20 protein-coding genes are annotated in these 24,754 nt (G+C 68.4%); 8 read left to right on the forward strand and 12 right to left on the reverse strand.

The genetic code is table 11. The annotated features are described in order from the left end of the window. Window positions 1-137 precede the first annotated feature (137 nt). Window positions 138-1,340, forward strand: coding sequence for a CynX/NimT family MFS transporter (locus P0D62_RS02240; protein WP_275700990.1), 1,203 nt, complete (start codon window positions 138-140; stop codon window positions 1,338-1,340). Window positions 1,341-1,362: 22 nt separating this feature from the next. On the opposite strand, the gene P0D62_RS02245 is transcribed toward P0D62_RS02240, so the two are convergent. Both P0D62_RS02245 and P0D62_RS02250 read right to left on the reverse strand, forming a co-directional pair. After that, a complete protein-coding gene (locus P0D62_RS02245) occupies window positions 1,363-2,013 on the reverse strand; it encodes a transcriptional regulator (protein ID WP_275700991.1) in 651 nt (216 codons plus the stop codon). 2 nt (window positions 2,014-2,015) lie between these two features. Next, window positions 2,016-2,402, reverse strand: coding sequence for an SANT/Myb-like DNA-binding domain-containing protein (locus tag P0D62_RS02250; RefSeq protein ID WP_275700992.1), 387 nt, complete (start codon window positions 2,400-2,402; stop codon window positions 2,016-2,018). 50 nt (window positions 2,403-2,452) lie between these two features. On the opposite strand from P0D62_RS02250, the gene P0D62_RS02255 reads away from it, so the two are divergent. Both P0D62_RS02255 and P0D62_RS02260 read left to right on the forward strand, forming a co-directional pair. Next, complete coding sequence (locus tag P0D62_RS02255) at window positions 2,453-3,634, forward strand: PEP/pyruvate-binding domain-containing protein (RefSeq protein WP_275700993.1); 1,182 nt, start codon at window positions 2,453-2,455, stop codon at window positions 3,632-3,634. A gap of 6 nt (window positions 3,635-3,640) precedes the next feature. Then, the gene (locus tag P0D62_RS02260; RefSeq protein WP_275700994.1) at window positions 3,641-4,237 is read left to right on the forward strand and encodes a histidine phosphatase family protein; all 597 of its coding nucleotides are present in this window, start codon (window positions 3,641-3,643) and stop codon (window positions 4,235-4,237) included. On the opposite strand, the gene P0D62_RS02265 is transcribed toward P0D62_RS02260, so the two are convergent. Both P0D62_RS02265 and P0D62_RS02270 read right to left on the reverse strand, forming a co-directional pair. Then, on the reverse strand, window positions 4,234-5,316 hold the full coding sequence (locus tag P0D62_RS02265; protein ID WP_275700995.1) for a winged helix DNA-binding domain-containing protein: 1,083 nt from the start codon (window positions 5,314-5,316) through the stop codon (window positions 4,234-4,236). The two genes, P0D62_RS02260 and P0D62_RS02265, sit on opposite strands and share 4 nt — an antisense overlap. A gap of 30 nt (window positions 5,317-5,346) precedes the next feature. Further along, window positions 5,347-6,357, reverse strand: a complete 1,011-nt coding sequence (locus P0D62_RS02270; RefSeq protein ID WP_275700996.1) for a phosphotransferase family protein — start codon at window positions 6,355-6,357, stop codon at window positions 5,347-5,349. Between the two features lie 35 nt (window positions 6,358-6,392). On the opposite strand from P0D62_RS02270, the gene P0D62_RS02275 reads away from it, so the two are divergent. Further along, the gene (locus P0D62_RS02275) at window positions 6,393-6,731 is read left to right on the forward strand and encodes an MGMT family protein (protein ID WP_275700997.1); all 339 of its coding nucleotides are present in this window, start codon (window positions 6,393-6,395) and stop codon (window positions 6,729-6,731) included. An 86-nt stretch (window positions 6,732-6,817) separates the two neighbouring features. On the opposite strand, the gene P0D62_RS02280 is transcribed toward P0D62_RS02275, so the two are convergent. From P0D62_RS02280 to P0D62_RS02305, 6 genes are all read right to left on the reverse strand, one after another. Further along, window positions 6,818-8,362, reverse strand: coding sequence for an ABC transporter permease (locus tag P0D62_RS02280; RefSeq protein ID WP_275700998.1), 1,545 nt, complete (start codon window positions 8,360-8,362; stop codon window positions 6,818-6,820). Beyond that, on the reverse strand, window positions 8,362-9,240 hold the full coding sequence (locus P0D62_RS02285) for an ABC transporter ATP-binding protein (protein WP_275700999.1): 879 nt from the start codon (window positions 9,238-9,240) through the stop codon (window positions 8,362-8,364). The genes P0D62_RS02280 and P0D62_RS02285 overlap by 1 nt, the downstream gene beginning before the upstream one ends. Then, window positions 9,237-9,839, reverse strand: a complete 603-nt coding sequence (locus P0D62_RS02290) for a helix-turn-helix domain-containing protein (RefSeq protein WP_275701000.1) — start codon at window positions 9,837-9,839, stop codon at window positions 9,237-9,239. Before P0D62_RS02290 ends, P0D62_RS02285 begins: the two co-directional genes overlap by 4 nt. Before the next feature lie 195 nt (window positions 9,840-10,034). Beyond that, window positions 10,035-11,528: a substrate-binding domain-containing protein gene (locus tag P0D62_RS02295; RefSeq protein ID WP_275701001.1), complete on the reverse strand. Its 1,494-nt coding sequence runs from the start codon at window positions 11,526-11,528 to the stop codon at window positions 10,035-10,037. 184 nt (window positions 11,529-11,712) lie between these two features. Further along, window positions 11,713-13,125: an FtsX-like permease family protein gene (locus P0D62_RS02300; RefSeq protein WP_275701002.1), complete on the reverse strand. Its 1,413-nt coding sequence runs from the start codon at window positions 13,123-13,125 to the stop codon at window positions 11,713-11,715. 3 nt (window positions 13,126-13,128) lie between these two features. After that, complete coding sequence (locus tag P0D62_RS02305) at window positions 13,129-13,902, reverse strand: ABC transporter ATP-binding protein (RefSeq protein ID WP_275701003.1); 774 nt, start codon at window positions 13,900-13,902, stop codon at window positions 13,129-13,131. Window positions 13,903-14,040: 138 nt separating this feature from the next. Here P0D62_RS02305 and P0D62_RS02310 point away from each other — a divergent pair, with 138 nt between their 5' ends. Both P0D62_RS02310 and P0D62_RS02315 read left to right on the forward strand, forming a co-directional pair. After that, window positions 14,041-16,380: a sensor histidine kinase gene (locus tag P0D62_RS02310; RefSeq protein ID WP_275701004.1), complete on the forward strand. Its 2,340-nt coding sequence runs from the start codon at window positions 14,041-14,043 to the stop codon at window positions 16,378-16,380. Window positions 16,381-16,557: 177 nt separating this feature from the next. After that, window positions 16,558-18,987 (forward strand): sensor histidine kinase, encoded by a 2,430-nt coding sequence (locus tag P0D62_RS02315; protein ID WP_275701005.1) that lies wholly within the window; start codon window positions 16,558-16,560, stop codon window positions 18,985-18,987. A gap of 150 nt (window positions 18,988-19,137) precedes the next feature. Here the strand turns inward: P0D62_RS02315 and P0D62_RS02320 are convergent, their stop codons facing one another. Next, on the reverse strand, window positions 19,138-19,812 hold the full coding sequence (locus P0D62_RS02320; protein ID WP_275701006.1) for a response regulator: 675 nt from the start codon (window positions 19,810-19,812) through the stop codon (window positions 19,138-19,140). A gap of 101 nt (window positions 19,813-19,913) precedes the next feature. Here P0D62_RS02320 and P0D62_RS02325 point away from each other — a divergent pair, with 101 nt between their 5' ends. Further along, window positions 19,914-21,026 carry an NUDIX hydrolase gene (locus P0D62_RS02325; RefSeq protein WP_275701007.1) on the forward strand — a complete coding sequence of 371 codons (1,113 nt, stop codon included), beginning with the start codon at window positions 19,914-19,916 and terminating at the stop codon, window positions 21,024-21,026. Window positions 21,027-21,371: 345 nt separating this feature from the next. On the opposite strand, the gene P0D62_RS02330 is transcribed toward P0D62_RS02325, so the two are convergent. Further along, a complete protein-coding gene (locus tag P0D62_RS02330; protein ID WP_275701008.1) occupies window positions 21,372-23,576 on the reverse strand; it encodes a ricin-type beta-trefoil lectin domain protein in 2,205 nt (734 codons plus the stop codon). 271 nt (window positions 23,577-23,847) lie between these two features. Between P0D62_RS02330 and P0D62_RS02335 the strand changes: the two genes are divergently transcribed. Next, complete coding sequence (locus P0D62_RS02335; protein ID WP_275701009.1) at window positions 23,848-24,129, forward strand: helix-turn-helix domain-containing protein; 282 nt, start codon at window positions 23,848-23,850, stop codon at window positions 24,127-24,129. The last annotated feature ends 625 nt before the right edge of the window (window positions 24,130-24,754 follow it).

Consider the following 24,754-nt stretch of genomic DNA (forward strand, 5'->3'; position numbering starts at 1 on the left):
AGATCGGTGACCATGACAGGGCCCTTCCGGCTCGGTGTTGGTGTTAGCAACACCGACTCTGGACGCCCTCCCTCACACTCACGGCAACACCACGCCGAGCCACGACCCCTTGGACTCAATCATCTAGGCTCGACGCCGTGCCAACTCCGCCCGTCGACGACCGCCGCGCCGCCACGTGGGCCGCCATCAGCACCGCGCTGGTGTTCCTGGTAGCGCTGAACCTGCGCCCGGCGCTGACCACCGTCGGCCCGCTGCTGCCGCAGATCGGGCAGGAGAAGGCGCTGAGCGAAGCGGCCCAGGGGCTGCTGGGATCCTTGCCGCTGCTCGCTTTCGCTGCGGTGTCGCCGCTGGTGCATCACGTGTCCAAGCGACTCGGGATCGAGCGTTCGATCCTGCTCGCGCTTCTGGTGCTCGCTGCAGGGATCGGCGTGCGCTCCTACGCGGGCACCGCCGGCCTCTGGGTGGGCACCATCGTCATCGGCAGCGCCATCACGATCGGCAACGTGCTGGTTCCTGCGCTGGTCAAACGCGACTACAGCTCCGGCGTCTCCCGAGCGACGGGCATCTACTCGGCCTGCATCACCATCGGCGCAGGGACCGCCTCCGCGGTGGTCGTCCCCTTGGCTGAGCGCGTGGGCTGGCACGGGGCGTTGGCTTTCTGGGCTCTCCCCGCGGTCGTGACGGCCGTCATCTGGCTTCCCCGCACTCGACGCGCCGACGCGACGGCCACGGCAGGATCCCGACCGGGCCGCCCGGAGATCCCACCCACCATCAGCGTCTGGCGTCAGCCCACCGCCTGGATGGTGACCGCGTTCATGGGCCTGCAATCCACCATCTTCTACATCATGGTGACGTGGCTGCCGACGATCGCCGCGACGGCCGGGCTGTCCGAGCGTCAAGCCGGCTGGCAGTTGTTCCTGTTCCAGATCGTCGGGATCTTCTCGGCCTTGGCCATTCCCAGATTGATGCGTAGCCCAGACAGCCAGGTGGCGGCGGCCGTCACGGCCAGCGTGCCCACGCTCGTCGGAGTGGTCGGCCTTCTCCTCGCCCCGCAACAGGCGATGCTGTGGGCCATCGTCGCGGGAATCGGCGGTGGTGCGTCGCTGGTCGTCGCACTGTCGCTGATCAGCCTGCGCGGACGCACCACCCTCGAGATCACTCAGCTCTCGGGCATGGCCCAGTCGCTGGGATACCTGCTCGCCGCCGTCGGACCGGTGCTCGCCGGCTATCTCGCCCAGAGCACCGGATCCTGGCGCGCCTCGCTGGGCTTCGTCTGCCTGCTCGCCACCACGCAGGCGATCGTCGCCATTCCGGCCGGTCGGCCGCGCCGGAACATCTAGGGAAAGAGCCGCGGCGCCCCGCCTAGCGAGCGACCCTCTCCCCTTCCGTCCGACGATCGATGCCCAAGGTGGCAACGAGATCTTCGTGCAGCTGGAACCACACCCGGTGGCAGGAGTCGACGTCGGTCTTGTCCACCCATTCATGCTGCCCCGCGCGGACACTACGCAGCGCAGCATCGAAGCGGGCGTGGTAGCCGCTGAAGCGCAACAGCACGTCGGAAAGCCGGTCGACGAGCGGCGCGACGGCATCCCCGAGCGCAGCCAGCTCGTTCAACACGCGCTCGTCCCAGTGCGGATCGGTGTGATCGTTGGGAGCCAGCGAGTCCTGTGCCGTGGGCCTGAGCTGCCAGTCGGAACAGGCGCGAACCAGGCGCGCATTGAGCGGAAGGAACTCCCGATAGACGGCAGCGACCACGGCGCCCGGGTCGGCAACGACGCGCTCCTGCGCGAGCTGGCGTTCGTTCTCGGCCTTGCCCGGGTCGGTGAGCGTCCATCCCGCGATACCGAAGTAGTCGACGTGCTCCACCCATCCGTTCGCCTCGGCCTGGCGCAGCGCTTCGATGGCATCGGCGTCGCGGACGAGCGCCCGCTCCGCCACGACGTCGGTGTCCGCGAACCCCAGCACCCTCACCGAGTGCAGCACGCGCAGCGGCGGCGTCGACACGTGTGCCATGTCTACCGCCCCGATCGCGCCGCGAGGCGGGTGTAGTGCTGCTGGCACGCCTGCGGAGACCGGAACCCCATCGCCTCAGCGATCTGAGCCCAGGTCAGCCCCGCGCTGCGGGCGCTGAAGAGCAGCCCAGCCTCCAGACCTTCCACCTCAGCTCGCGCGGCCGGCAGCAGGGAGAGCGCACTCAACAGATCCTCCGAGCCGATCTCGGTCGACTTCCAGAGCGCAAAGTGCGCCAGGTCGACGGCCGACGGCGGTATCGGACGCGGGCGCCAAGGCGTCCCCGGGAGATCGTCGGCCCCGAGGGCGCGAAGCCGTTGCTGGGCCGCCCTCTCCCGCTGCGCTTGCGCCTGGTCGTCGCCGGCGCGGCCGACATCGTGCTTGCTTTCCATACCCCTCATCCTGCACAATCAACATAATGTTGTCAATTGATTGTTGATAAATGAGCATATTGATCCCCCTGCCCGACGCCCACCCCGCCACCTGCGGAGGCAAGGCCGCGACGTTGGCTGTACTGGCCCGCGCAGGGCTCCCCGTGCCCGACGGCTTCGTCGTGCCCTTCGCGACCGTCGAGGCGCTCGACGATGGCAGTGACGAGGCGTTGGAGCGGGCGATCGGCGAACAGCTCACCGCCCTGGGCCACGCGGCGATGGCGGTGCGCTCCTCGGCCTCCAGCGAGGACACAGCCCACGCGTCAGCCGCCGGGCAGTATGAGAGCACGCTCGCCGTCCGCGGCCCACGGGCCGTGCTCGCGGCGATCCGGGCATGCCGGTCGTCGCTCACGTCCTCGCGCGCCGCAGACTACTGGACCACGCGCACCGAGACCGGTTCGCAGGACGGCGCGCGCATGGCCGTCCTCGTCCAGCGTCTCGTCGACGCCAAGGCTTCGGGTGTGATGTTCACCCCGACGCAGCCCGGCGGGCCCACTCGGATCGAGGCGTCCTGGGGACTCGGGCCGAGCGTCGTCGACGGCGTGGTGACGCCCGATTCGTACGAGGTCGACGCCGACGGCTCGGTCCGATGCAGCGTCGGCACCAAGGCCACCCGCCTCGACCGGAACCCCACCGACACCGGGCTCGTCAGCACTCCGACGACGGAGGATGGGCGGCTCGACCCCGCGCTGGAACCCCCACAGATCACCGCGCTCGTCGACCTGGGCGCGCAGATCGCGCGTCTGCTCGGCGCACCGCAGGACGTCGAATGGGCCCTCGCCGACGGAGAACTCTGGATCCTTCAGGCGCGACCGATCACGGCGCCCCTACCTTCCTCGCAACACGTCGCGCCGCACAAGGACGCACCCCACCACGTCGGCACGCCGGGCTCCCACGGCACCGCGACCGGTACCACCCGGGTCGTGCTCGGGCCGTCGAGCTTCCACCGCATCACACCCGGCGACGTCCTGGTCTGCCCCTACACCGATCCGGCCTGGACGCCGCTGTTCCGCGTGGTCTCGGCCATCGTCACCGAGACCGGCGGCGCGCTCTCCCATGCCGCGATCGTCGCGCGCGAGCACGGCATTCCCGCGGTGCTCGGCGTCGTCGACGCGACCACCCAGATTCCCGACGGAGCGCGGGTCACCGTCGACGGCACCGCCGGCACCGTAACCCTGCAACCGAGAGACTAGGCACCCATGGCAACCAGGCATCTCTACATCGCGCGACACGGCGACGCCGACGCCTTCGGCACCCCGACGAAGACGGGACGGATACAGGCCGGGTTCCTCGGCCAGCGGCTCGCGCACCTGCCGATCAGCACCGTCTGGCATTCGCCACTCCCCCGGGCGGCCGCGACGGCTCAGATGATCGGAGCCCAGGTGGACGCCCCCGTCGCGGAGGCGCCCGAACTCATCGACCACGTCCCCTACGTACCCTCACCCGACGAGACCCCGCAGGCATGGAGGCCCTTCTTCGACGGCTACGACGTCGGCGAGGCTGCGGCGGGAAACCGCCTGGCACGCAGCATGGTCGCACGCTTCGCGACGGCACCGTCGGGCTCCGAGGACGTGCACGAGGTGCTGGTCACCCACTCCTACCCCATCGCCTGGCTGGTGCGCGAGGCACTCGGCGCCCCGCCCGTTCGCTGGCTCGGCATGAACAGCGCCAACACGGGGCTGACGGTGATCCATTACGGCTCCGGCCAACCGCCGGCCCTGGTCATGTTCAACGACCTGAGCCACCTGCCCCCGGAACTGCGCTGGACGGGGTTCCCCGACGCGCTTCGCGCCTAAGCCGGCAGGTGCGGATACTCGGCGAAGCGACGACGCACGGCCGCCTCGGTGGTCTTCGCCAGCGGGCGGAAGGGGGCGGCGTCGAGGGTGCGCGTGCCCAGCCGACCCTTGGCCAGCCAGAAGCCCCTCACTAGGCCGCCCGCGACGATCGACTTGCGGAACACCCCGTTGTTGCCCGGCACCAATTGGACGTGCTGCTCGGGCGTCATCGCGAACAGCCGGTCTTGATAGCCGAGGATGAACTCGTCGAAACCGGGCAGCAGCAGCGGCTTCGCGACGGCGCGGCCCAACTCGGTCACCTCGTCGGCGAGCCCCAGACGGACGTAGGCGGGTTCGTCACCGGGCACCTGCTCCACCCCGTCGACGAGCGGCAGCGCGGCCCGGCACTGGGTGAGCGGGATCTTGCTCCACCACGAGAAGTCGCGCACCGTCGCCGGTCCATGGGAGGTGAAGTAGCGCCGCATGAGTTCAGCGGTGGCGGCCACCTCGTCGCCGTTGAATCGACGCTCAAGAGTCGAGTCCTCGGAAAGCCAGGAACTCACCGCGACGATGTTCTGGTCGCCGCCGTTCCACGGGCCATAGCAGAGCACCGACCTGGATATCAGGGTGTAGAGAATGTGGTAGCCGCGGCCGCCGCCCGTGGAGAGGCCGGCTGCGTCCAGCACGGCGAGCGCCTCGTTCCGCGACAAGCCCCGAGGGGCCCGCGCCAGCGCCTCGAGGAGGAGCGCGCCCGCTCGGTCGAACTGCTCCTCGTCGAGACCCAGCTCCCGCCGACGCGGACCCGCCCCACGCAGCGGCGCGCCGGCCATCAACTCGGTCATCCATCGGAGGTCTTCCGCCGCGGTCAAGAAGATGGTGCCCCGCATGGGATAACCGCGCACCAGCAATCCATCGTTCAGGGCGGCGAGCACGTCCTCCACCCGTCCCGTGGAGCGGAGCGCCGCCGAGGCGAGCACCCCGGGGAGGTCTTGCCCCTGCATGGCAGCAAAGGCACGCACGGCGTCGTGTGGAGTGGCGTAGGGCCTTGTCACCAAGCCTTGGGCGACGAGGCGGCGCTGGGCTAACTCACGATCGGGCATAGCCCGTATTCAATCAGGCCCGACCGACAACTATCGGCTGACGAGACGCCACAGCCCGCGGCGCATGCTTTGCGTCGCCTCCACGTACATGTCATCGCCAGTCGCCTTCGTGTCGAAATGCAGGCTGGTGAGGAAGCGCTCGGTGAGTTCCCAGGCATCGCGCCGGGCCCGCAGCCCATGTACGTCGCCGACGGCACGGCCGCGCTCGCGGCACGCCTCCACGTACGTCGAAAGGAACTCGTCGATCATCGCGTCGTCCATCGGCACGTACCACGGGCCGCCCACGACGGTGCCGCCGATGAGCGCCAGGTCGTTGGCCACGTCGCCGACGCGAGCCCACTCCCAGTCGACGTAGCGCGGCGTGCCCGCATCATCCACCAGCACGTTGGTGGCCACGAGGTCGCCGTGGATCACGGAGTAGCCGATGCCATGGAAGGCCGGCGCCAGGTCGAGGAGTCGACGTCGGACGGCGCCCGCCAACTCGATGACGCCCGGGTTCTCGGTGACCTCGGGATGCGCACCCCTCCACCACGCCCAGCCGCCGTCGAACTCGTCGACGATGTCGAACACGGTTCCCGACTCACCGATCCGACCGGCAAGCTGGAAGTCTGGACGATGCAGCGCCGCCAGCCCACGCGCATGCGCGCGCAACAGATCCCGATCCCAGTCCGCGGGCGCGCGCATCTCACCCGGCACGAAGGTGGAGACGACGTACGGGCAGCCCAGCGCGTTGTCCCCGGCAACCTCCACGGCCACCGCCCGCGACCCGATCCCGTCCGACACGAAGGCCGCCGCGCGGAGCTCGTCCTCCATCGGGCAGGGCATGTCCTCAACCGGACGACGCGCCAGCCGGAAGACCCACGACGTGGCCCCGTCGGAGACCAGCCACGCAGCGTAGCTCTCCCCCGTACCGAGAAGCGAGACCTCCAGGCGCGACACGACGAGACCCAACTCCGGCACGGGAAGCGCGCTCGCGCTCACCGCGGCGTGCAGCCGCCACCCCATCTCTGGCAGCGTCGGGTCGATCGGCGTCGCATTCACCGGCTCATGCTATCCATGGTGTCTAGGCTGATCCCATGGATGAACTGCTGGTGGAGCGCGTGCTCCGCGCCGTGGAGTGCATCCCGCCGGGGCGCGTGGCGAGCTACGGGATGATCGCATCGCTCGTCGGCACCGGTCCTCGGCAGGTTGGCGCCATCATGAGCCGGCACGGCAGCGCCGTCGCCTGGTGGCGGGTTCCCACCCACGACGGCCGGCTCCCCACTCCGAGCATGGCCGAGGCCCGGCGTCGCTGGACTGAGGAAGGCACCCCGATCCGCCCCGACGGCACCCGCTGCGACTACCGCGCCTCCGTCGTCGACATCGACACCTACGCAGCAGCGGTGAAAGCAGCGCTGGCCGACCTTCCGCTATAGACGACAGATCCTTTATAAGGAAGAAAACGGCAGCAGAAACGGAGCGAGATACTCCGTGACGAACCGGCGGCTATAAGAACACCTGGTCACGACGGCCGCAGGTCGCGGCGTCGTATGCCCACCAGGCCGAACGCCGCCAGGCCGAGTCCGATCGCCGTCAGCACGGCCAGCGTCACCGGAAGTCCGCCTGTGAACAGGGCGCTGAACGTGGCCGCGAAGGGAGAGACGCGGCCGACCACTTGCGGCGAGACCAGGTTGAACTCGGCCAGCAGGTCCAGCAGGATCAGCAGCCCCAGCGCCGCCCAGCTGACGGCTACCGCCGCCCGCGGAAGCCAGCCGGTCAGGGCGAGCGCGAGACCCACGACCACCAGCGTGGCGGGCAGATAGGCGACGGTGGTCAGCGGCAGCGACCACCGCCCGGACCCCAGCGCAGCGCCCACGCCCACCCCGAGCAGGATGGCGACGCTCGTCATCACCGCCACCGTCCAGCCGGCCACCGACCAGCGGCGGCGCGTGACGGCGCGCGCGAGCACCGGCTCCGCCAGACCGCCGGCCTCGTCGCGACGCAGGGCGAGCACCGCGACGAGTGCCGCCATGGCCGCGATCTGCGCGAGCAGGTAGAGCACGAACTGGAAGAACACCTCGCCGACCGTGCCGCCATGCCAGTGCGCGAAGTCCTCGAACGCGCTGCCGGCGAGCTGCTGGTCGAGGCCGGCCAGCACCGAGCCCAACAACACGCCGAGCAGGGTGAGGGCCACTGTCCAGCCGATGACGGCGCCGCGCTGGAGGCGGAGGGCTAGCGTCAGCGGGCTGCGGACCCAGGCCGGGGCGGTGGCCCGACCGGGACGCGCGGGGATCGCGCCCGTGCCGTAGTCGCGCGCGGCGTTGAGCCGGAGCGCGATCCACGCCAGCACCACCGCGAGCACCAGCGGAATCAGCGGCGCCCAGAACCGGTCGCCGGCGAAGGCCTGCGCATGCCGGGCCCAGCCGAACGGGCTCACCCACACGAGTGGGCTGCCGGTCGCGTCGCCGATCGCGGCGAGCACCACGGAAGCGCCGATGGCGATCGCGCCGAGGCCGCCGGCGGCTCCCGAATCGGCGGCGACCTGCGCGCAGACGGCGCCGACGGCCGTGAAGAACAGCATCGCGCTGGCGAGGACCAGCCCCAGCAGCACGGATCCCGCCGGGTCCATTCCCGTCGCGAGCAGACCGACGACGGCGACCAGCCCGGTCAGCACCGATGCACCTCCGACGACGAACACGGCCGCCAGCAGCTGCTCTCGACGAGTCGCGCGACCTGCCAGCTCGAGTTCGAGCCGCCCGGCCTGCTCGTCGGCGCGCGCATAGCTGACGACGAAGATCATCGCGATCACGCACCCCACCAGCGACCCCGACGACGCCAGCGTCCATGCCACGATCCCGCCGACCGAAGCCTCGAAGATGGGGCCACGGATCGCCACCTGCGCCACGCTGGCCATGGATTCCCGGACGAACGCATCCAGGTCGGCCTGGGTCGGATACCCGACCCGCGTCGAGACCACCATCAGGGCGGGCAGCAGCCCGACGCCGAGCACCCAGGCGAGCAGACGCCACCGCGAGCGCCTCAGATAGGCGCTGATCAGGGTGGACATCACCGCTCCGTGGCGGCGTAGTGCGAGAGGAACACGTCCTCCAGGGACGGCGGGCCCGCCTCGAGCGAGCGGAGACCAGCCGCGGAGAGCCGGCTCAGCGCCTCCGGCAGAGCCGCGGCGGTGACGCTCAGCCGGAGCCGGTCGCCGTCGCTCGCCAGCACGGCGACGCCGTCGACGGAGAGGTCCGGCTGGGTATCGACGTGCGCCGTGATCAAGGTGTGCCCGGCGCCACGCAGCTCGGCCAGCGGCGCGGAGTCGACCAGCCGACCATCGCGGATGATGCCGACCCAGTCGCAGAGCCGCTCCACCTCGCCCAGGATGTGGCTCGACAGCAGGATCGTCTTGCCGCGCGCATGGTCGGACTGGACGGCGTGGACGAAGGCCTGGTCGATCAGCGGGTCGAGGCCCGACGTCGGCTCGTCCAGGATCAGCAGCTCGGCGTCGGAGGCGAACGCGGCCACCAGCGCGACCTTCTGCCGGTTGCCCTTGGAGTAGGTGCGATTCTTCTTGGTCGGGTCCAGGTCGAACAGGTCGATCCACCGCTGCCGGTCGTGCCCGCCGCCATGCAGCCGGGCCAGGATGTCGAGGGTCTCGCCGCCGCTCAGGTTGGGCCACAGGGTGACGTCGCCCGGCACGTAGGCGAGCCGGGAGTGGATCTCGGAGACGTCACGCCACGGGTCGAGGCCGAACACCGTCGCGCGCCCGGACGCGATGCCGAGCAGGCCCAGCAGGACGCGCATGGTGGTGGTCTTGCCCGCGCCGTTGGGGCCGAGGAAGCCGTGCACCTGCCCCTGTTCCACGCGCAGGCTCAGGTCGTCCAGCGCGACGACATGCCCGTAGCGCTTCGTGACCCCCTCCAGTTCGATGATCGCGGTCATTGCGATGCCTCCGTTCCGGTCGCCTTTCGCGCGGCCGCCAAGATCTCCGGGGAGATGAGGTAGGGGTTGAGCAGGTCGAGCTGCGCGGCGATGATCCGCGAGCTGCCCACCAGCGAGTCGGTCATGCCGAGGGAGCGCTCCACGTGCGGACGCAGCAGCAGCAAGCCCAGCTTCATCGTCACCAGCACCGCTGCCCGGTCTCGCACCGACGACGTGTCCCGCTCCGGCAGATGCGCCTCGGTGAGCGCGACCAGCGCGTCGAAGATGCGCTGCGAATGCGGGCTGTTCTCCACCAGCAGCCGGCTCAGGTAGCCGATCACGATGGGAGCGGAGCGGTGCACCTCCGCGAGGTACTCCGGGCCCAGGCCTGGCTGGTCGATGCCGGTGGCGACGTGTTCCTCGAAATAACCGAGGACGTAGTCGTCGCAGGCCGCGCGGAGGTCGCCCTTGGTGCCGAAGTGGTGCTGAATCAGCGCCGGCGACACCTCGGCGCGCTTCGCGATCTGGCGGATGCTGGCCGCGTCGCCCTGCTCGGTGAAGGAGGTCAGCGCCGCCCGGAGGATCCGGTCCCGGCCGGCGACGTCGTGTTGCGTGCCCATGATTCGGACTATACGAACGTCCAGTGACCCCCTCAACTGGACACCGCGCGGCGTGTCGTCCAGCCGACGACGAGCCCCACCACCACCGACAGCCCGGCGCCCTCATCAGGCGCACTGATCCACGAAAGGGATCCTTAACCGCTTGCTAGACCACCGAAGTGGGTGGTCTAGCAAGCGGTTAAGCACGCCACCGAGTCAGTCAGCAAGCGGGACGTAGCCCACAGCGTCGACCAAGGCCTGGCCCTCGTCAGAGACCATCCAGTCGACCAGCTCGGGAACGTGCGGGTTATCCGAACCGGCGGTTGCTGCGTACAGGTCGACGGTGAGCGGGTAACTGCCGTCGGCGATGTTCTCCGGGCTGGGCGCGACGCCGTCGATCGCCAGCAGCTTGATGCGGGGACTGCCGTTCATCTCCGTCGCGTACCAGCGGAACGAGTAGCCGATGGCCGCGGTCTGGTTGCGGTACTCCGCCACCGACTCGATCACCATGCCCATGCCCCACGACAGCTCCTCCGTGAGCGGCTCCGCCATGGGCACGTCGCCCATCACCTCGGCCAGCATCGCCGTCTGGCTGCCGGAATCTTCCGGACGCTGATAGGCGACGATCTCCTCGTCCGCGCCGCCCAACTCGGCCCAGTTGGTGATCTGCCGCGTGTAGATCGCGCGCACCTGATCCAAGGTGAGACCCTCGACGGGGTTGTCGGCATTGACGAAGAAGACGAACGCGTCGTGCCCGATGGGGGTGAGATTCAGCTGCACCCCGCGCCGCTCAGCCTTCTCTAGATGCCCCTGAGACGGCTGCAGGACGAAGATCGCATCCGCGTCGCCATTGATCAGGCGGTCGTAGGCCTCCGAGGTGCGGTTGCAGGCGACATAGGTGTTCGCGAACTCGTAGATGTCGTCGCTGTCCGTCGGCATCGGCGGATCGTAGACGGCACGGGCCGCCGCCGAGTACACCGGATACAGCGCGGTGGCCCCGTCGAGCAGGGGGAACTGCTCGGAGATGGTGAGGCTGCTGGGCGTCGGCGCCTGCACGACGACGGATTCGTCGCCCCACGGGTGATACAGCCAGAGATCCACTTCGCTGGAGACCCGCTCCAACGAGTCCCACTGCCATGCCCGGTACTCCCGATACCCCAGTTGACCAGAGGCGCCGACGGCCAGGACAAGGGAGCCCGCGACGATCACCCGGCGCGCCCGGACCCCCGTCGGAGGGTTGGCCCGGCATCCCCAAAGGAAGCCGCCGACGGAACCGACGAGGGTGGCGATCAGCATCAGGGGCGCGATCCCGTAGGCGCCGAGCAGCTCGGCCAGGACAAAGCCCAGGCCCCAAGGGAACGCAAACCCAAAACTCACCGTCTGGAGGGCCAAGTCCGTCCGCTCCTCGACCACTGCGAAGGAGATCACCCACACCAGCAGGAAGTAGGCCGGGACCAGCACCACGGGCAACAGCGCCTTGGCCCACTCCGGCGGACGCGACGGCCGGCGAGCGAACCAGCGCCAGATCAGCAACGACGTCGCCAGCGCCACCAGGGGCGCGATCACCAGCCCCATGTCCTGCCAGCGTCCGGAAGGAATGCCGACCAGGTCGGGCGCGACGAGCAGGGCGAAGGCCAGAATCGGCACCAGCAGCGGGATCGCGAGGAACCCAACCAGGAGGGTCATCGCGTAGTACTTCTTGTGACTCATCGGTGCCGTTCCTTGGTCCATGCCCGCAACGTCGCGGCTTCCTCGAATCCTACGCAGCCGGCGCGCGGACGACGCCTTTACCCAAAGGAGCGTTTACAGACGAGGCACCGCTTAACCGCTTGCTAATCCACCGAAGTCGGTGGACTAGCAAGCGGCTAAGGACATTCCGCCGCCCGTGGCGCGGCTACTCCGCCACGAGGCGAGCGATCACGCGGGGCTCAGACTTCCGCAAGGCCGGCAACGTGGGCAGCACGGTGGACAGCAGGGTGAGCAGGAAGCCGCCTGCGAAGACGCCGAGGATCAGCGGCCAGGACAGCACGAGGCTCCATCCAAGCTCTGCCGCACGAAGGGAGTAGGCCTGGAAGATGAGGCTGGGCATCACCGCGATGAGCGACAACAGCAGGCCGGTGGTGGTGATGATCAGCGCCTCGAAGGCCGGCACCGCGACGCGCTGCGCGGGAGTGGCTCCCACGATGGCGACGAGCGCCAGTTCGGCGTCGCGCTGTTTACTCATCATGATCAGCACGCCGACGCCGCTCATGAAGGCGATCAGCAGAGGCAGGCCGAAGAGGTAGAGGTGGCTGTCCCAGGTGGGCACCTTGATCGTCGCGTCGCCCAAGTACGCGACCATCGCGCCGATTCCGGAATCACCCAACACCATCGAGCCGACGCCGATGGCGAAGGTGAACATGACGGGGACCACCGACTTGTACAGCCGGTCGGCGCGCGCGCTGACGGTGGAGCGCGCCAGCTGCCACGCCGGCGACATCGACGGGATGAGCCGCGTCCACCAGCGGGTGACGGGCCGCACCAGCACGGGCGCGACGACGGCGAGCAACGCCGACCAGAAGAAGATCTGCAGGAAGCCGAGGATCATCAGGTTGCTGATCGTCTCCTTGTAGCGATGCTCGAGCTGGATGGGAACGGAGACGAAGGACGCGGCGATGAGCAGGCCGAGCAAGATCAGCTTCACCCAACCTCCGGCCCCCAGCCGCACCTTCCTCGGCGCGGCCTGCGCCAGCCGCAGCGCCTCGACCGGCGGGATCAGGCTGGCCGCCCGCGCCTGTCGCGCGCCGGCCACCACGGCCACCAGCATGCAGGCCAGGCAGGTGGCGAGGATCGGCCCGGCCTCCACCACCGGATCGACCACCTCGAACATGGTCTCGTCGCGGTTGCCGTAGGTGGTGAACGCGAACCATCCGTCGATGCTCAACACGCCGATCACTGCCCCGATCAGCCCGCAGGCCAGCGAGACGACGGCCAGCTGCACCGTGATCGTGGCGCTCACCTGGCCGGGGGTCGCCCCCGCCAGCGCCAGCCGGGCCAGCGATCCCCGACGCGACTCCACGACAAGCCCGGTGGCCGAGTGGATCACGGGGATGGCGACGAACAGGATGCAGAGCCCGACGAGCATCTGAGTGATCGTGTAGTACGCCGACTGCAGGTACTCGAGACGGCCGTCGCGGATGGCGACGTGCCCCGTCCAGTAGGTGATCATCGTGATCGTCAGGCTGGCGTTGATGACGATGAAGGCCAGGCTGACGCCCAGCCAGGCGGTCCAGGAGTCGCGCAGCTCGGCGCGTTGCAGACGCAGCACGGCTCAGCCCGCCTCGTGCGCGCTCAAGCCGGTGAGCGTGGCCGCGACCTGTTCCGCCGACGCCGACGCGAGTTCCTTCACCAGCAGCCCGTCTCGCATGAAGAAGATGCGGTCGCAGGCGGCGGCGACGGTGGGGTCGTGGGTGACGACGAGCACGCTGCGCCCGGGAGTGTGCGCGATCTGCGACAGCTCGGCCAGCACCAGTTCGCCGGTCCTGGTATCGAGGGCACCGGTGGGTTCGTCGGCAAAGATCACGTCGGGCTGCTGCGCCAGCACGCGGGCGAGCGCGACACGCTGCTGCTCGCCGCCGGACATCGACGGCGGCTGGGCATTCATTCGTTCGGAGAGCCCGACGGTGGTGAGGGTGTTCTCGATCAGGCCCGCCGGCGGCTTCCGTCGGGCGAGCATGTAGGGCAGCGCGACGTTCTCGGCGGCGGTCAGCGTCGGGATCAGGTTGTAGGACTGGAAGACGAAACCCACCTGGGAGCGCCGCATCTTCGCCAGCGCGGTGCGCGACAGACCAGCCAACGGCTGCTCGGCGATGGACACCGTCCCACTGCTCGGCGCTTCCAAACCGGCCAGGCAGTACATCAGCGTGGACTTGCCCGAGCCCGAGGGGCCCATGATGGCGACCATCTCGCCGGTGGAGACGCTGAGGCTCACGCCGTGCAGGATCTCCACTTCCCCGTCGCCTACCCGATACGACTTCCTGACGTCCTGCGCCCGGATCGCCGTCGTCACCGGTGCTTGCACATGCGCATCAACTTCGATCGCCATGATGTGGCCCTTCCTTCGCTGGTGGTTCTGATACCCATCCAACTGACCTGCGGACGCTGCGGAATAGTTCACTTTCGGTCAGAAGCGCAGGCGAAGGGCCGGAGGGGTGGGCGCGGGCGCCACTTATAGTGAGGACTCGTGACGGCGAAGACGCGCGCACGCACCGATTCAGGCGTGTCCGGGCCGGGGTTCTCCGGCTCGGTGCCGTTGCGTGTGCTGCGGTGGGCGTTGCTCGCCTGGCTGTTCCTGGAGTTCTTCATGCTGCTCAGCAGGGACGCCGACGACAGGGCGGAGGCCCTGGCCTTCGCCGTCGTGATGATGGTCAGCATCGGCATCGCGATCCTCGCCACCGCCCGCCCGCCGCTTGCCGCCGTCGCGAGCCTCGCTCCGATGGCCTCCACCTATCTGATCGGGCACCAGGCTCAGGACGTTCCGGCCTTCCTCGCCGTTCCCCTCGCCGTGTGCGCCACCGGCAGCGTCCGGGCCGTGATCCTGACCATGACGCTCTTCCTCGGGCACGCCGTCGTTAAGGGCATCGCGCTGGACAACGCGGTGCACTTCGCCAGTTACGCGGTGTTCGCCCTCGGCTCCGCCGCAGCCGGTCTTGTCGTTCGGATGTTGCGCCGACGCACCCAGAGCGTCGGTGCGCACATCCGGCAGATCGAGGCGAAGGCCGAGGAACTGCGAGCCACGGAACGCACCAAGCTCGCCGACGAGCTTTCCGAGCTGCTGTCGGGTGGGCTCTCGGAACAGCGTCGACGAGTGGCCGCCGCCCGCGCCGACGACGACCCCGCCGGCGCGGCCCGCACCATCGAGGAGGCAGCGCAGGCCGCCCGCGAGGCGCTCGGCCGGCTGCGCGGCCTGGTCTCGACGCTGCGCGGGCACGCATCGGGCGGTGGCGTGATCGCGCCCGAACCCGGCCTGGTCGCCGTCGCCGAGGACGTCGACGAACTCCTGACGGGTCACGGGCTCGTGGTGGAGCTCGACACCTCCGGGATGCTGCGCCCGTCCGGCGACTTCGCCGCCCGACTGCTCTCCGACGTGCTGCGCGAGGCGACGGCGGTGGCCGTCGAGGCTGCCCCACCCGGGGTGGCCGTGCGAATCGCCGTGGCCTCCGGGGCTCAGGGATCAAGCGTGGAGATCGACCTTCCTGGCGTGGTCTTCCCCGCGACGGACGGCCTCGCGCGCGCCCGTCGTCGGTGCCGACTCAGCGGCGGCTCGCTCGAGACCGGCGAGCCAGGGCTGCTTCGAGCGACGGTGCCCGCCCAGCCCACAGTGGGCGACGCGGGCGACGAGGTCTCGGAAGCAGATCATCTGCCGCGCTGGAACCGAGCGCGGACCCTGCGCTGGACGGGCAGCGTCCTCGCGCTCGCAGGCGTTCTGGTCTACGGCGCCCACACGCTGGCGGCGATACCCGAGGGCGGCGGCGCCTGGGTCGACCCGGCCCTGTGGGCGTGGACCTTCACCGCCCTGGTCGTCACCTGCTGGCGCCCGGCCTGGGCGATCGCGCCGCTGGTGCTGGTCTGTTTCCTCGCGTTGTGGCTCCTGGAGCCCCGACTCGCGTTCGCGGCGCCGCACCTCGCGCTCGTCACCCTGACGGCGATGCTGGTTGCCCGCAACACCGTCTGGTCGGTCGGGATGCTCGCGCTGGCTGGGCTCTTCTCCGTGATCTGGTTCCGACGGCCCGAGCCGCTGGCGCTCTACCTCAGCCTCTTGATCATGGTCTTCGGCACCGCCGCCAGGCTGGGCGCGCAGCACTTCCATCGCCTCGCGCTCCATCACCGGGCCACCTTCGGCCGGGCGGTGGCGCAACGTCGTCGAGCCCGCGACGATGTCCGCCGCGAGCTGGCCGGCGAACTGCACGACATCGTCGCGCACCAGCTCACGCTGATCACCTTGCAGGGCGGCGCGGCTCAGGATCTCCGCGATCCCGGGGCCCTGGAGGCGGCTCTCGAGCGGGTGGACGCCACCCTGCAGTCCACCCAGACCGACCTCGCCCTCCTCCTGCACGTGCTGAAGGAACCCGGCTCTCACGGGGAGGCCACTGCCGGCGTCGGGGGCGAGACCGACGCCCTGCTGACGCCGCTGGGCGCAGCGGAGGCCGCCGCCATGACCCTGCGTGAGTCCGGCCGGGTCTTGATGGTCACGGCCGACCCCGCCGTCGACGAGGCGGATCCGACGACCCGACGGACGGTGACCCGGATCATCCGCGAGGCCACCACCAACATCCTGCGGTATGCCCCCGAACAGGCGCATTGCACGCTCGAGCTGCGCGCGGACGGCGCGACCGTGAACCTGTCGGTGACCAGCCCTCTTCCGCTCTCGACCACCCCCTATGAGCACTCGACGGGCCTCGGCCTGGTCGGGTTGGAGGAGCGCGTCCGGCTCACCGGGGGCGCTCTCACGGCGCGCTCGGTCGACGGGATGTGGGTAGTGACGGCGACGCTGCCGCTCGTCCTCGCCCCGCGCTCGGCCTGATCCCGCGAGGGGCACCGTTGGCCACGGCTCGGCGGCTGCTTATAGTGAGTCGCAGTGACGGCTGGGGGGACCGACGCAGCGACGGGCCAGGTCAGTAAGTTCGCCAACGTTGCAAGGTCGCCGTCCCATGCGCCGCAGTAGGTACCGCCTATCGGCGGGATGTGTAGAAGGAAGACGATGCAGAAGACGAACGCGAGCACCACGTCGCGAACGTTGCGCATCGTGCGCTGGATCCTCGCGATCATCCTGCTGCTCGACTTCGGGCTCGCGATGAGCCACGATCCCTACCCCGATCAGCCGCCCGCCGCCTACGTCGCCATCCGGCTGCTGACGGCGGTGTCGATCCTGCTCGCGAGTTTCCGACCGGGTCTCGGCACCGCGCTGAGCATCGTTCCGCTCGCGTTGGCCCATGCCACGGGACACGGGCTGCAGGGCTTCTACCTCATGCTCGCCATCCCGTTCGCGGCGTGCGCCACGGCGTCGACGCCCGTGATCGTCGCGACGCTCGCGATGTTCACCGGCAATGCGATCATCGCGGTCATCATCGACGGCACCCCCATCGCGTTCTTCGAGCACGCCATGATCGTCGGCGCCGCCGCGTTCGGAGGCGTCGTCGTCCGCTCGTTGCACGCGCGCCATCTCCTGATCGGCTCCCACATCCGCGATCTGGAGCGGCGATCCGAGGAGACCCGAGCCGCCGAGCGTCGGGCGCTGGCCGCCGAACTCTCGGATCTGCTCTCCACCGGTCTCGCGGATCAGCGACGGTTGGTGGCCGAGGCGCGCGAACGGCGCGATCCGAGTCGTCTCTTGAGCGTGTCAGCCGCAGCCGGCGATCCCAGGCCGGGCGGCAGTGCCGCCGCCATGCCGCAGGACCACGCCCAGACTCTTGCGACCACACTCGACCGGCTCGCAGCAGGCTCGCGCGATGCGCTGGCTCAGCTGCGCAGCTTGATCTCGACGCTCCGCAACCGCCCGGAGACCGGGGCCCCAGGGCCTCGCGACGACCGCGTCGCTGAGGACAGTCCGCACGCCCAAGCCCAGCCCGCCGGCCTGGTGGCGATGGCCGAAGAGATCGACGACCTCCTCACCGGACATGGCCACGCCGTCGAACTCGACGTCTCGGAAATCGCCCGCGAGCCCAGCGATTTCGCTCGACGGATCGTCGCCGACCTCTTGCGAGAGGCGGCACAGCTCACCCTCGACGCGGCCACGCCCGGCGCGTCGTGCTCCGTGCGGTTGACCTCAGACGACGACGGCGTGGTGGTCGAGGTGGCGGCGCCCGGGATGCGGCCGTCCCTCTCCGCCGTCCTCACCCAGACCGCCGGCCGGCTGCGGGAGACCGGCGGCGTCCTGGAAACCACCGACGGCGGCCGGATCCGGGCCGTCCTGCCCTCGCAGCCCACCCCCGTCGCGGAGGACGCGGCCCGCGCCGAGTCGCCGGACGATCCCGTCGGGGGACGCCGCTTCGAACGAGCGCTCCGGTGGGCGGGCACCGTCGTCAGCACGATCGGCGTTCTAGGCATCCTGGCCCTCAACCTGTTCGTGCTTCCCGCAGACGCCGAGATCGTTTGGACCCAAGACGGGCTCTGGCTGCTCACCTTCATCGGCTTCGGCCTCGCCTGCTGGCGCCCCCTCCCAGGAGCCGCCGTGCTGGCCATCGCCGCGCTGATCCGGCTCTGGTGGCTGGACCCGCAGGCGGCCATCGGTCAGCCCGATTTCGCGTTCATCGGGGCCACGGCGATCCTGGTGGCTCATCGCCGTCGCCTGTTCTGGCCCGTGCTCGCGGTGTCGCTCGCCCACGCCTGGGTGTGGTTCACCATCGACGAGGTGTATCGGGCGTTCTTCATCACCTTCGTCGGCGCCGGGTTGGGCTTGGCCGGTCGGCACTTCATCCGGCTCCGGGATGCGCAACGAACCCGGCTCGGGCAGGCGGCCCAGCAGCACCGTCGGGCCCGCGACGAGGTGCGGCGCGAGCTTTCGGGCGAGCTGCACGACATCGTCGCGCACCAGCTCACCCTGATCGGCCTGCAGGTGGAGGCGCAGCGCGGCGTCTCCGATCCCGCGACCCTGCGCGCGGCGATCGACCGCATCGACGCGATCCTCCAATCGACACAGACCGACCTCGCCCTGCTGCTGCACGTGCTCGACTCCCCCGAGACCGCGTCGGCCACGGGCACCACGGCCGCCAACTCCGTTTCCCCCGCGCCCGCCGCACTCCTCACCCTCATCGCTGCCGCAGATGCCGCTGCGGCGACGCTTCAGGACTCCGGGCGATTCCTGCAGCTGAACCTCGACCCTGACGTCTCACCGGACGACCCCACCACCCAGCGGACGCTGGTGCGCATCGTGAGGGAATCGACCACCAACATCCTGCGCTACTCCCCCGCCCAGTCCCACAGCACCCTGGATCTCACCCGCGACGACCACCACATCCGCATCCGCATCACCAGCCCGCTGCCGAGCCGCCCGGTCCGCTCCGCCGACTCCACCGGCCTCGGCCTCATCGGCTTGGAGGAGCGCGTCCGACTCACCGGCGGAACCCTGACGGCGAGCGCCGAGGACGGCATGTGGGTGGTCGACGCAGACCTCCCCGCCGCCCGTAGTTAGGCCTTCGACTGCCTGCCGGGAAGCAGTGCTGAACATAACGCTGCGAATATGGCGCGGCGTGTGAAATAGGTACAGGCCACGCCGGATAGCCAGCGTTATTCAACTCACTGCCCTGTATGTCGCTCTCGCGTCAGGGACCCGCGCATGAACCTACCCCTGAATAGGCGGCAGATTCGCGGGGTCGACGATGCCCAGCTGGATCGAGCGCACCAGGATCTGCGTCCGCGACACCACCCCGAGCTTCGTTCCGATCCGCGCGACGTACTGCTTCACGGAGCCCTCCGACAGGTGCATCCGCGTAGCGATCTGCGCATTGGTGAGGCCGTGGGCGAGCCATCGCACCAGTTCGTGCTCGCGCGGGGCGAGGTCGTGCTCGGCGGGGGCCGCCTCGTCGGCGACGACGGTGGAGACCAGCTCGCGACGCACCGACGCCGACAGCGGCATCTCCCCTGCCAGGGCCTGGCTCAGGGCCATCACCATCCGCTCTGCTCCCGCGTCCTTGAGCAGGTACCCCGAGGCCCCCGCCCGTAGCGCCCCCACCACGTACTCGCGACCGCCGAAGGTGGTCATGGCCACCACGACGGCGTCGGGCCAGCGGGCGATGATCTGGCGGGTGGCGTCGATGCCGGAGACCTGCGGCATCTGGAGGTCCATCAGCACGACGTCGGGACAGTGCTTGGCATAGGCGTCGGCCGCGAACGCCCCGTCGGGCACCTCACCGACAAGTTCCGCCTCGGGGTGACGCTCGAAGATCCGGCGGTAGGCCTCGCGAATCTGCTCGTCGTCGTCGACGACGAGCACCCGAATGCGGCGACCGGTCTGCACCCTCGAAGAGTACCTAGCAGTCTCCCGCCTGAACACACCAGCACCGTCGATACCGGTGGATCGCTATCCTCGGAAGACACCCAGAACGCAGGAGACTCCCCATGAGCAGCGAGCCGATCAACGCCGAGGTACTGGCGGTGATCGTTGCCATGGTGGACGGCGAGCCCTGCGTGCTGACCTTGCCCCACTCCGCCCGGCTTCCCGCCGGCCCCCTCCTGCCCGGGCACCGCTCACTTCAGACAGCGGTGCGAGCGTGGGTGGAGGAACAGACGGGACTCACCGTCGGCTACCTGGAGCAGCTCTACACCTTCGCCGATCGCGACCGCGACCACAGCGGCACCCGCACCATCTCCGTCTCCTATCTCGGTTTGGTCCGCGGTTTGAACACCAAGGGTGGACGGTGGCGCAGTTGGTACTCACTGTTCCCCTGGGAAGACCGCCGCGACGGCGCCACCCCCCTCACCGACGTCATCGGTCCGGCGCTGAACCGCTGGGCGACAGGGTCTGATCCCTCGCGGCATACCAACAGCGACGACGCAGCACCTGAGCGCCGAAGCACCGAGAGCGACCTCCTCCACGAAGCCGGCGCCGATCCCTCGCTGCATACCAACAGCGAGCACGTAGCATCGCCGGCGCACACCCACGATCAAGAGGTCGAGGGACATGCTCGAGGGGAGGCGAGGGCTGACGCCGCCGCGCGGTGGGACCGGTGCGCCGTCGACTTCGGTCTCGATGGCCGGCCCTGGCAGCCAGACCTGGCCCTGCAGCGCTACGAGGTGCTGTGGGAGGCTGGGCTCGTGCCGGAGTCGCCTGACGAGCGAAGGCGGGCGGCAACCCCGGCCGGGAACCGGATCGAATGGTGGCAGCAGGCCCCAGGTGTACCTGGCGAACGGATGGACGGCGACCATCGGCGGGTTCTCGCCACGGGCATCGCTCGTCTGCGCTCCACCATCCAATATCGGCCGGTCGTGTTCGAGTTGATGCCAGAGGAGTTCACTCTGAGCCAGCTCCAGGCCTGCGTCGAGGCGCTGGGCGGCCAGGACATCCACACCCAGAACTTCCGCAGGCTGGTGGAGCAGCAGCAGTTGGTCGAGGAGACGGGCGGTCGCACGTCCACCCGGGGCCGCCCGGCCAGGCTTTACCGCTTCCGCCAGGAGATCCTCCAGGAACGCCGGGCCGCCGGCACCAAACTCCCCACCCCGCGCTCCCGCTGAACCACTCTCCGGGGCGCGGATACCCCTCACGCTCTTTGAGGTGCGAAGGCTCAGGGGCGTACTTCGAGACGCTCGTACCTCGCTCCTCAGCACCCGCAACGAGCCCCAGAGCCGAAGCCTCGACAATCAGGACGAGCGCGGAGCACCGATGACGCTCTTTGAGGCGCGGAGGCGCTGGGCGAGGAACGAGCCCCCAAGCCGAAGCCTCGAAAAGAGCCCCCGCAAGAATCCGCAGAAACCCAGGGACAATCCCCGATCAACCACCAACAACGACACTCCAGTGGGAGATGTTCCCCCGTAGACGGTGGAACATCTCCCACTGAAGCACTCTCCCGAACCCAGGTGCTACTTGATCGTCGCCTTCACCGAACCCGACTTCGCCTCATACGCCTTCGTCGAGCCGTAACTCACCTTGAACGTATGACTCCCCTTCTTCAACCCCGACAGACTCACACTGGCTTTACCTTTCTTCACAGTGACGGTCTTGACCAACTTCTTCCCGTCATACACCTTCACCTTCCCGGCCACCGACGCATCCTTCGTACCCGGCAGACCCAGCGCGATCGACAACGTCACCTTGCCCTTCGAGCCAGCCTTCGCCGACACCTTCACCGACGGCGAACCCTTACCAACCTTCACCGCCTTCGAAGTAACAGTCCGCGATTCCACACCAGCCGCGCTGGCGGTCACCCGAACACTGAGCTTCTTCCCCACATCCGACGGCAACGGCACATAAGTGGACTTCGTAGCCCCCTTGATGCTCTTCCCATCCCGCAACCACTGATACTTCACCGAATAAGACGACTTCCAAGCCCCCAGCTTCGCCGACACCTTCGACCCGACCTTCACCGAAGACCCCACCGACGGCACCGTCACCTCCGGCAACAGCACTTCGGGCGGCATCACGGCGGGGGTCTGCGAAGAGAGCGCGACGCCCGGCGCATAGCCGCTCCGCGTTGCAGTGACCTGCACTGAGATCCGCTTCCCTTCCATGCCGGTGGCCAGCGTGTAAGACGATTCGGTGGCCCCTGCAATCGCAGTGCCGTCGGCCAGCCACTGGTAGGAATACGAGGTGTCGCCGACAGACCAAGAGCCATTCGACGCGGAAAGGGATGAACCAACTCTCGCGGTGCCATTGATCACTGGTGCCGACGTATTGCCGATGAACCATGAGCCGGTGAACCGAAGCTTTTCGGGAGCATCGCAGCTGCGGAGCTGGAGGGCCGACCCGTTGCCGGTGGCACCGCCTGCCGTAGCCAGACACTGCCCATCACTATCAGAACGGATCGTACCGTCGCTACCAAGCGTCCATTTCTGGTTACTAGCTCCGTGGCAACCGATGAGCGAAACCGGACGACCGCTGCCGGATATCAGACCAGAAGCATCAAGACACATATTGTAGTTGCCGTACACCCGAAGCTGCCCATTTTCGTACTTCCAGGACTGGTTCGACCCACCATGACAGCCATACAGCATGACTTTGTTGCCATCCACAGGCCTGGAAAGGTCGTTATCAATGCACTGGCTTGTACCAACCACCACGATCTGGTTTCCCCCAGAGATCTTCGTCACAGGGAACACCGTATCCCCGGCCCACTTCAGCACGCCTGTGTCATTGCAGCTGCGGAGTTGGAGAGCAACTCCGTTGCCCGTGGCGCCGCCAACCGTGGCTAGGCACTGCCCATCACTGTCAGAGCGGATCGTGCTGTCGCCATATCTCGTCCACTTCTGGTTGCTAGCGCCGTGGCACGTATGGAGCGTCACAGCACGACCACTCCCGGACATCAGACCAGAGGCATCAAGACACATATTGTAGTTGCCATACATGCGAAGCAAACCGTTCTCGTACTTCCAGGACTGGTTCGACCCACCATGACAGCCAAACATCATGATTTTATTGCCATTCACAGGGAGGGAGCCCGCATTGTCAATGCACTGATTCGTACCAGCCGCCCGAATCTGATCACCGCCCGCAATCTTCGTCGGATCTGGCTGGACTGGCGCAGACCCCGCCGGTCCGTTAGCAGCGAGCCATGGCAGAGGGTTGACGTATCCAAAATTGCCCGTCTCTCCAGCGGCACAGTTCCGGTACCCCCACAAGTGCATCCCCGCCCGGTAGGTTCCGGGAATCACGGAGAAGTGAAGATGACTGTTTCCACCCCACTGCGCAACCGTGCCCAGCTGAGTTCCCGTCGACACTGTCGCACCGGTACCAACCGTTGGGTTGATATGACCATATACCGCCACAAAGTCCCCGGCGGTCGACCGGTGTTGAACAATCGCAGCCTGCCCTGTGGAATAGCCAACGATCGCCTTCACTGTTCCACCACCGATAGCTTTGACCGAGCTCCCGGCTGGCGCACCTTGTGAGTCAGCTCCCAGGTGAGCCCAACCGGCCACATATTCACCACCACAGACGTTGAAGCCCCAGTCGTTGTAGCGCCCCACAACCGACGGATTGCCCCAGTTACCCGGCCAATTGTGGATGGTGGCCGCCGCCCGGATCGGTGTTGCCAGGATCGTTCCAGCGATGGCCAGCGCGAGCGACACGCTGACGGCAAGCCACCTTCGCATGGTGCACCCTCGCCTGGTGGTCAGTTCAGTAGTTGTCATTGCTCCCCCGCTCTCAAGGCCCCGCCGAAGCGGCGGGCGCACCCAGCACCGACCCCGCAGCCTCCAGTGGCCACGGATACTCCTCACAGCACTTCATACCCCGATCTACCGGGGCATGTTGTCGTTCCGCGAGACAGGCACGACCCTACCTTGAAATCTACATACATGTATGTAAATCAAAAGATGCAGTTCCCACAAGGCTTGCCGGGTGGACAGCCCGAAGCCGCGCGGATCGTGGGACGAGTGCGCCCGTGAGATCGGCATCCGGCTGCAGCGGGCCAGGCACGCGAAGGGCATGAGCCAGGAAGCCGTGGCCCACGCCGCTGGCATCGCGGGGCAGACCTACTACAAGTACGAGAAGGGTGAGTCGAAGCCGGGCACCCCACTGAACCCTCGGCTACGGACACTACTGGCCGTCGCACAGGTGCTCGACGTCGAACTCACCACCCTCATCCCGAAGGATCTGCCCGACCTCACGGCGGGTCGCTGAGAGTCGGTCTTCGCGGTCTCCCCCTCGAGGACTGCGCGAGGAACGATGGCGTACATATAGCTGGCTCTGCTGGTCGCACTGTACGTATTGCACAGTGCGACCAACAGAGCCAGCTATAGATCCGGCACCACCCGCCCGATCGGCACCTGAGGAGCCGAGTCGCGTGGAGGAGCACCCCCTTCGAGGTGCACCCCACCTACGCTCTTCGAGGTGCGGCGCGCAGCGGAGCCTCGAGGAGAGCGACGGGTAGTCGTATGGAGGATGGGGGTCGCGTGCGGGTTTTGGTGGGCCTAAAAGCCGTCCTGCACACGCGAAGCGCCGTGAGGCGACCGGGCGGGTACTTCGAGGCTCGCTTCACTCGCACCTCAGCAACCGCAACCCCATCCGTAACACGACGAGCAAGACCACCGGAACCTGACCACAAGCCCTCAGGTGCCGTCACGCTCTCCTCGAGGCTCGGCCACAGGCGGCCTCGCACCTCGAAGAGCGCAGGGTAGACCCACGCGAAGCGCCGGAACACGGCCGGGCAGGACCGGACCCCATCCGGAACACGACGGACCTGACCGCCGAAACCCAACCTCAGCCCGCCGTCGCCAAGGCCGCTGCAGATTCTCGCGAGGCCCTT

The organism is Tessaracoccus caeni (assembly GCF_029211185.1).
GTDB lineage: Bacteria > Actinomycetota > Actinomycetes > Propionibacteriales > Propionibacteriaceae > Arachnia > Arachnia caeni.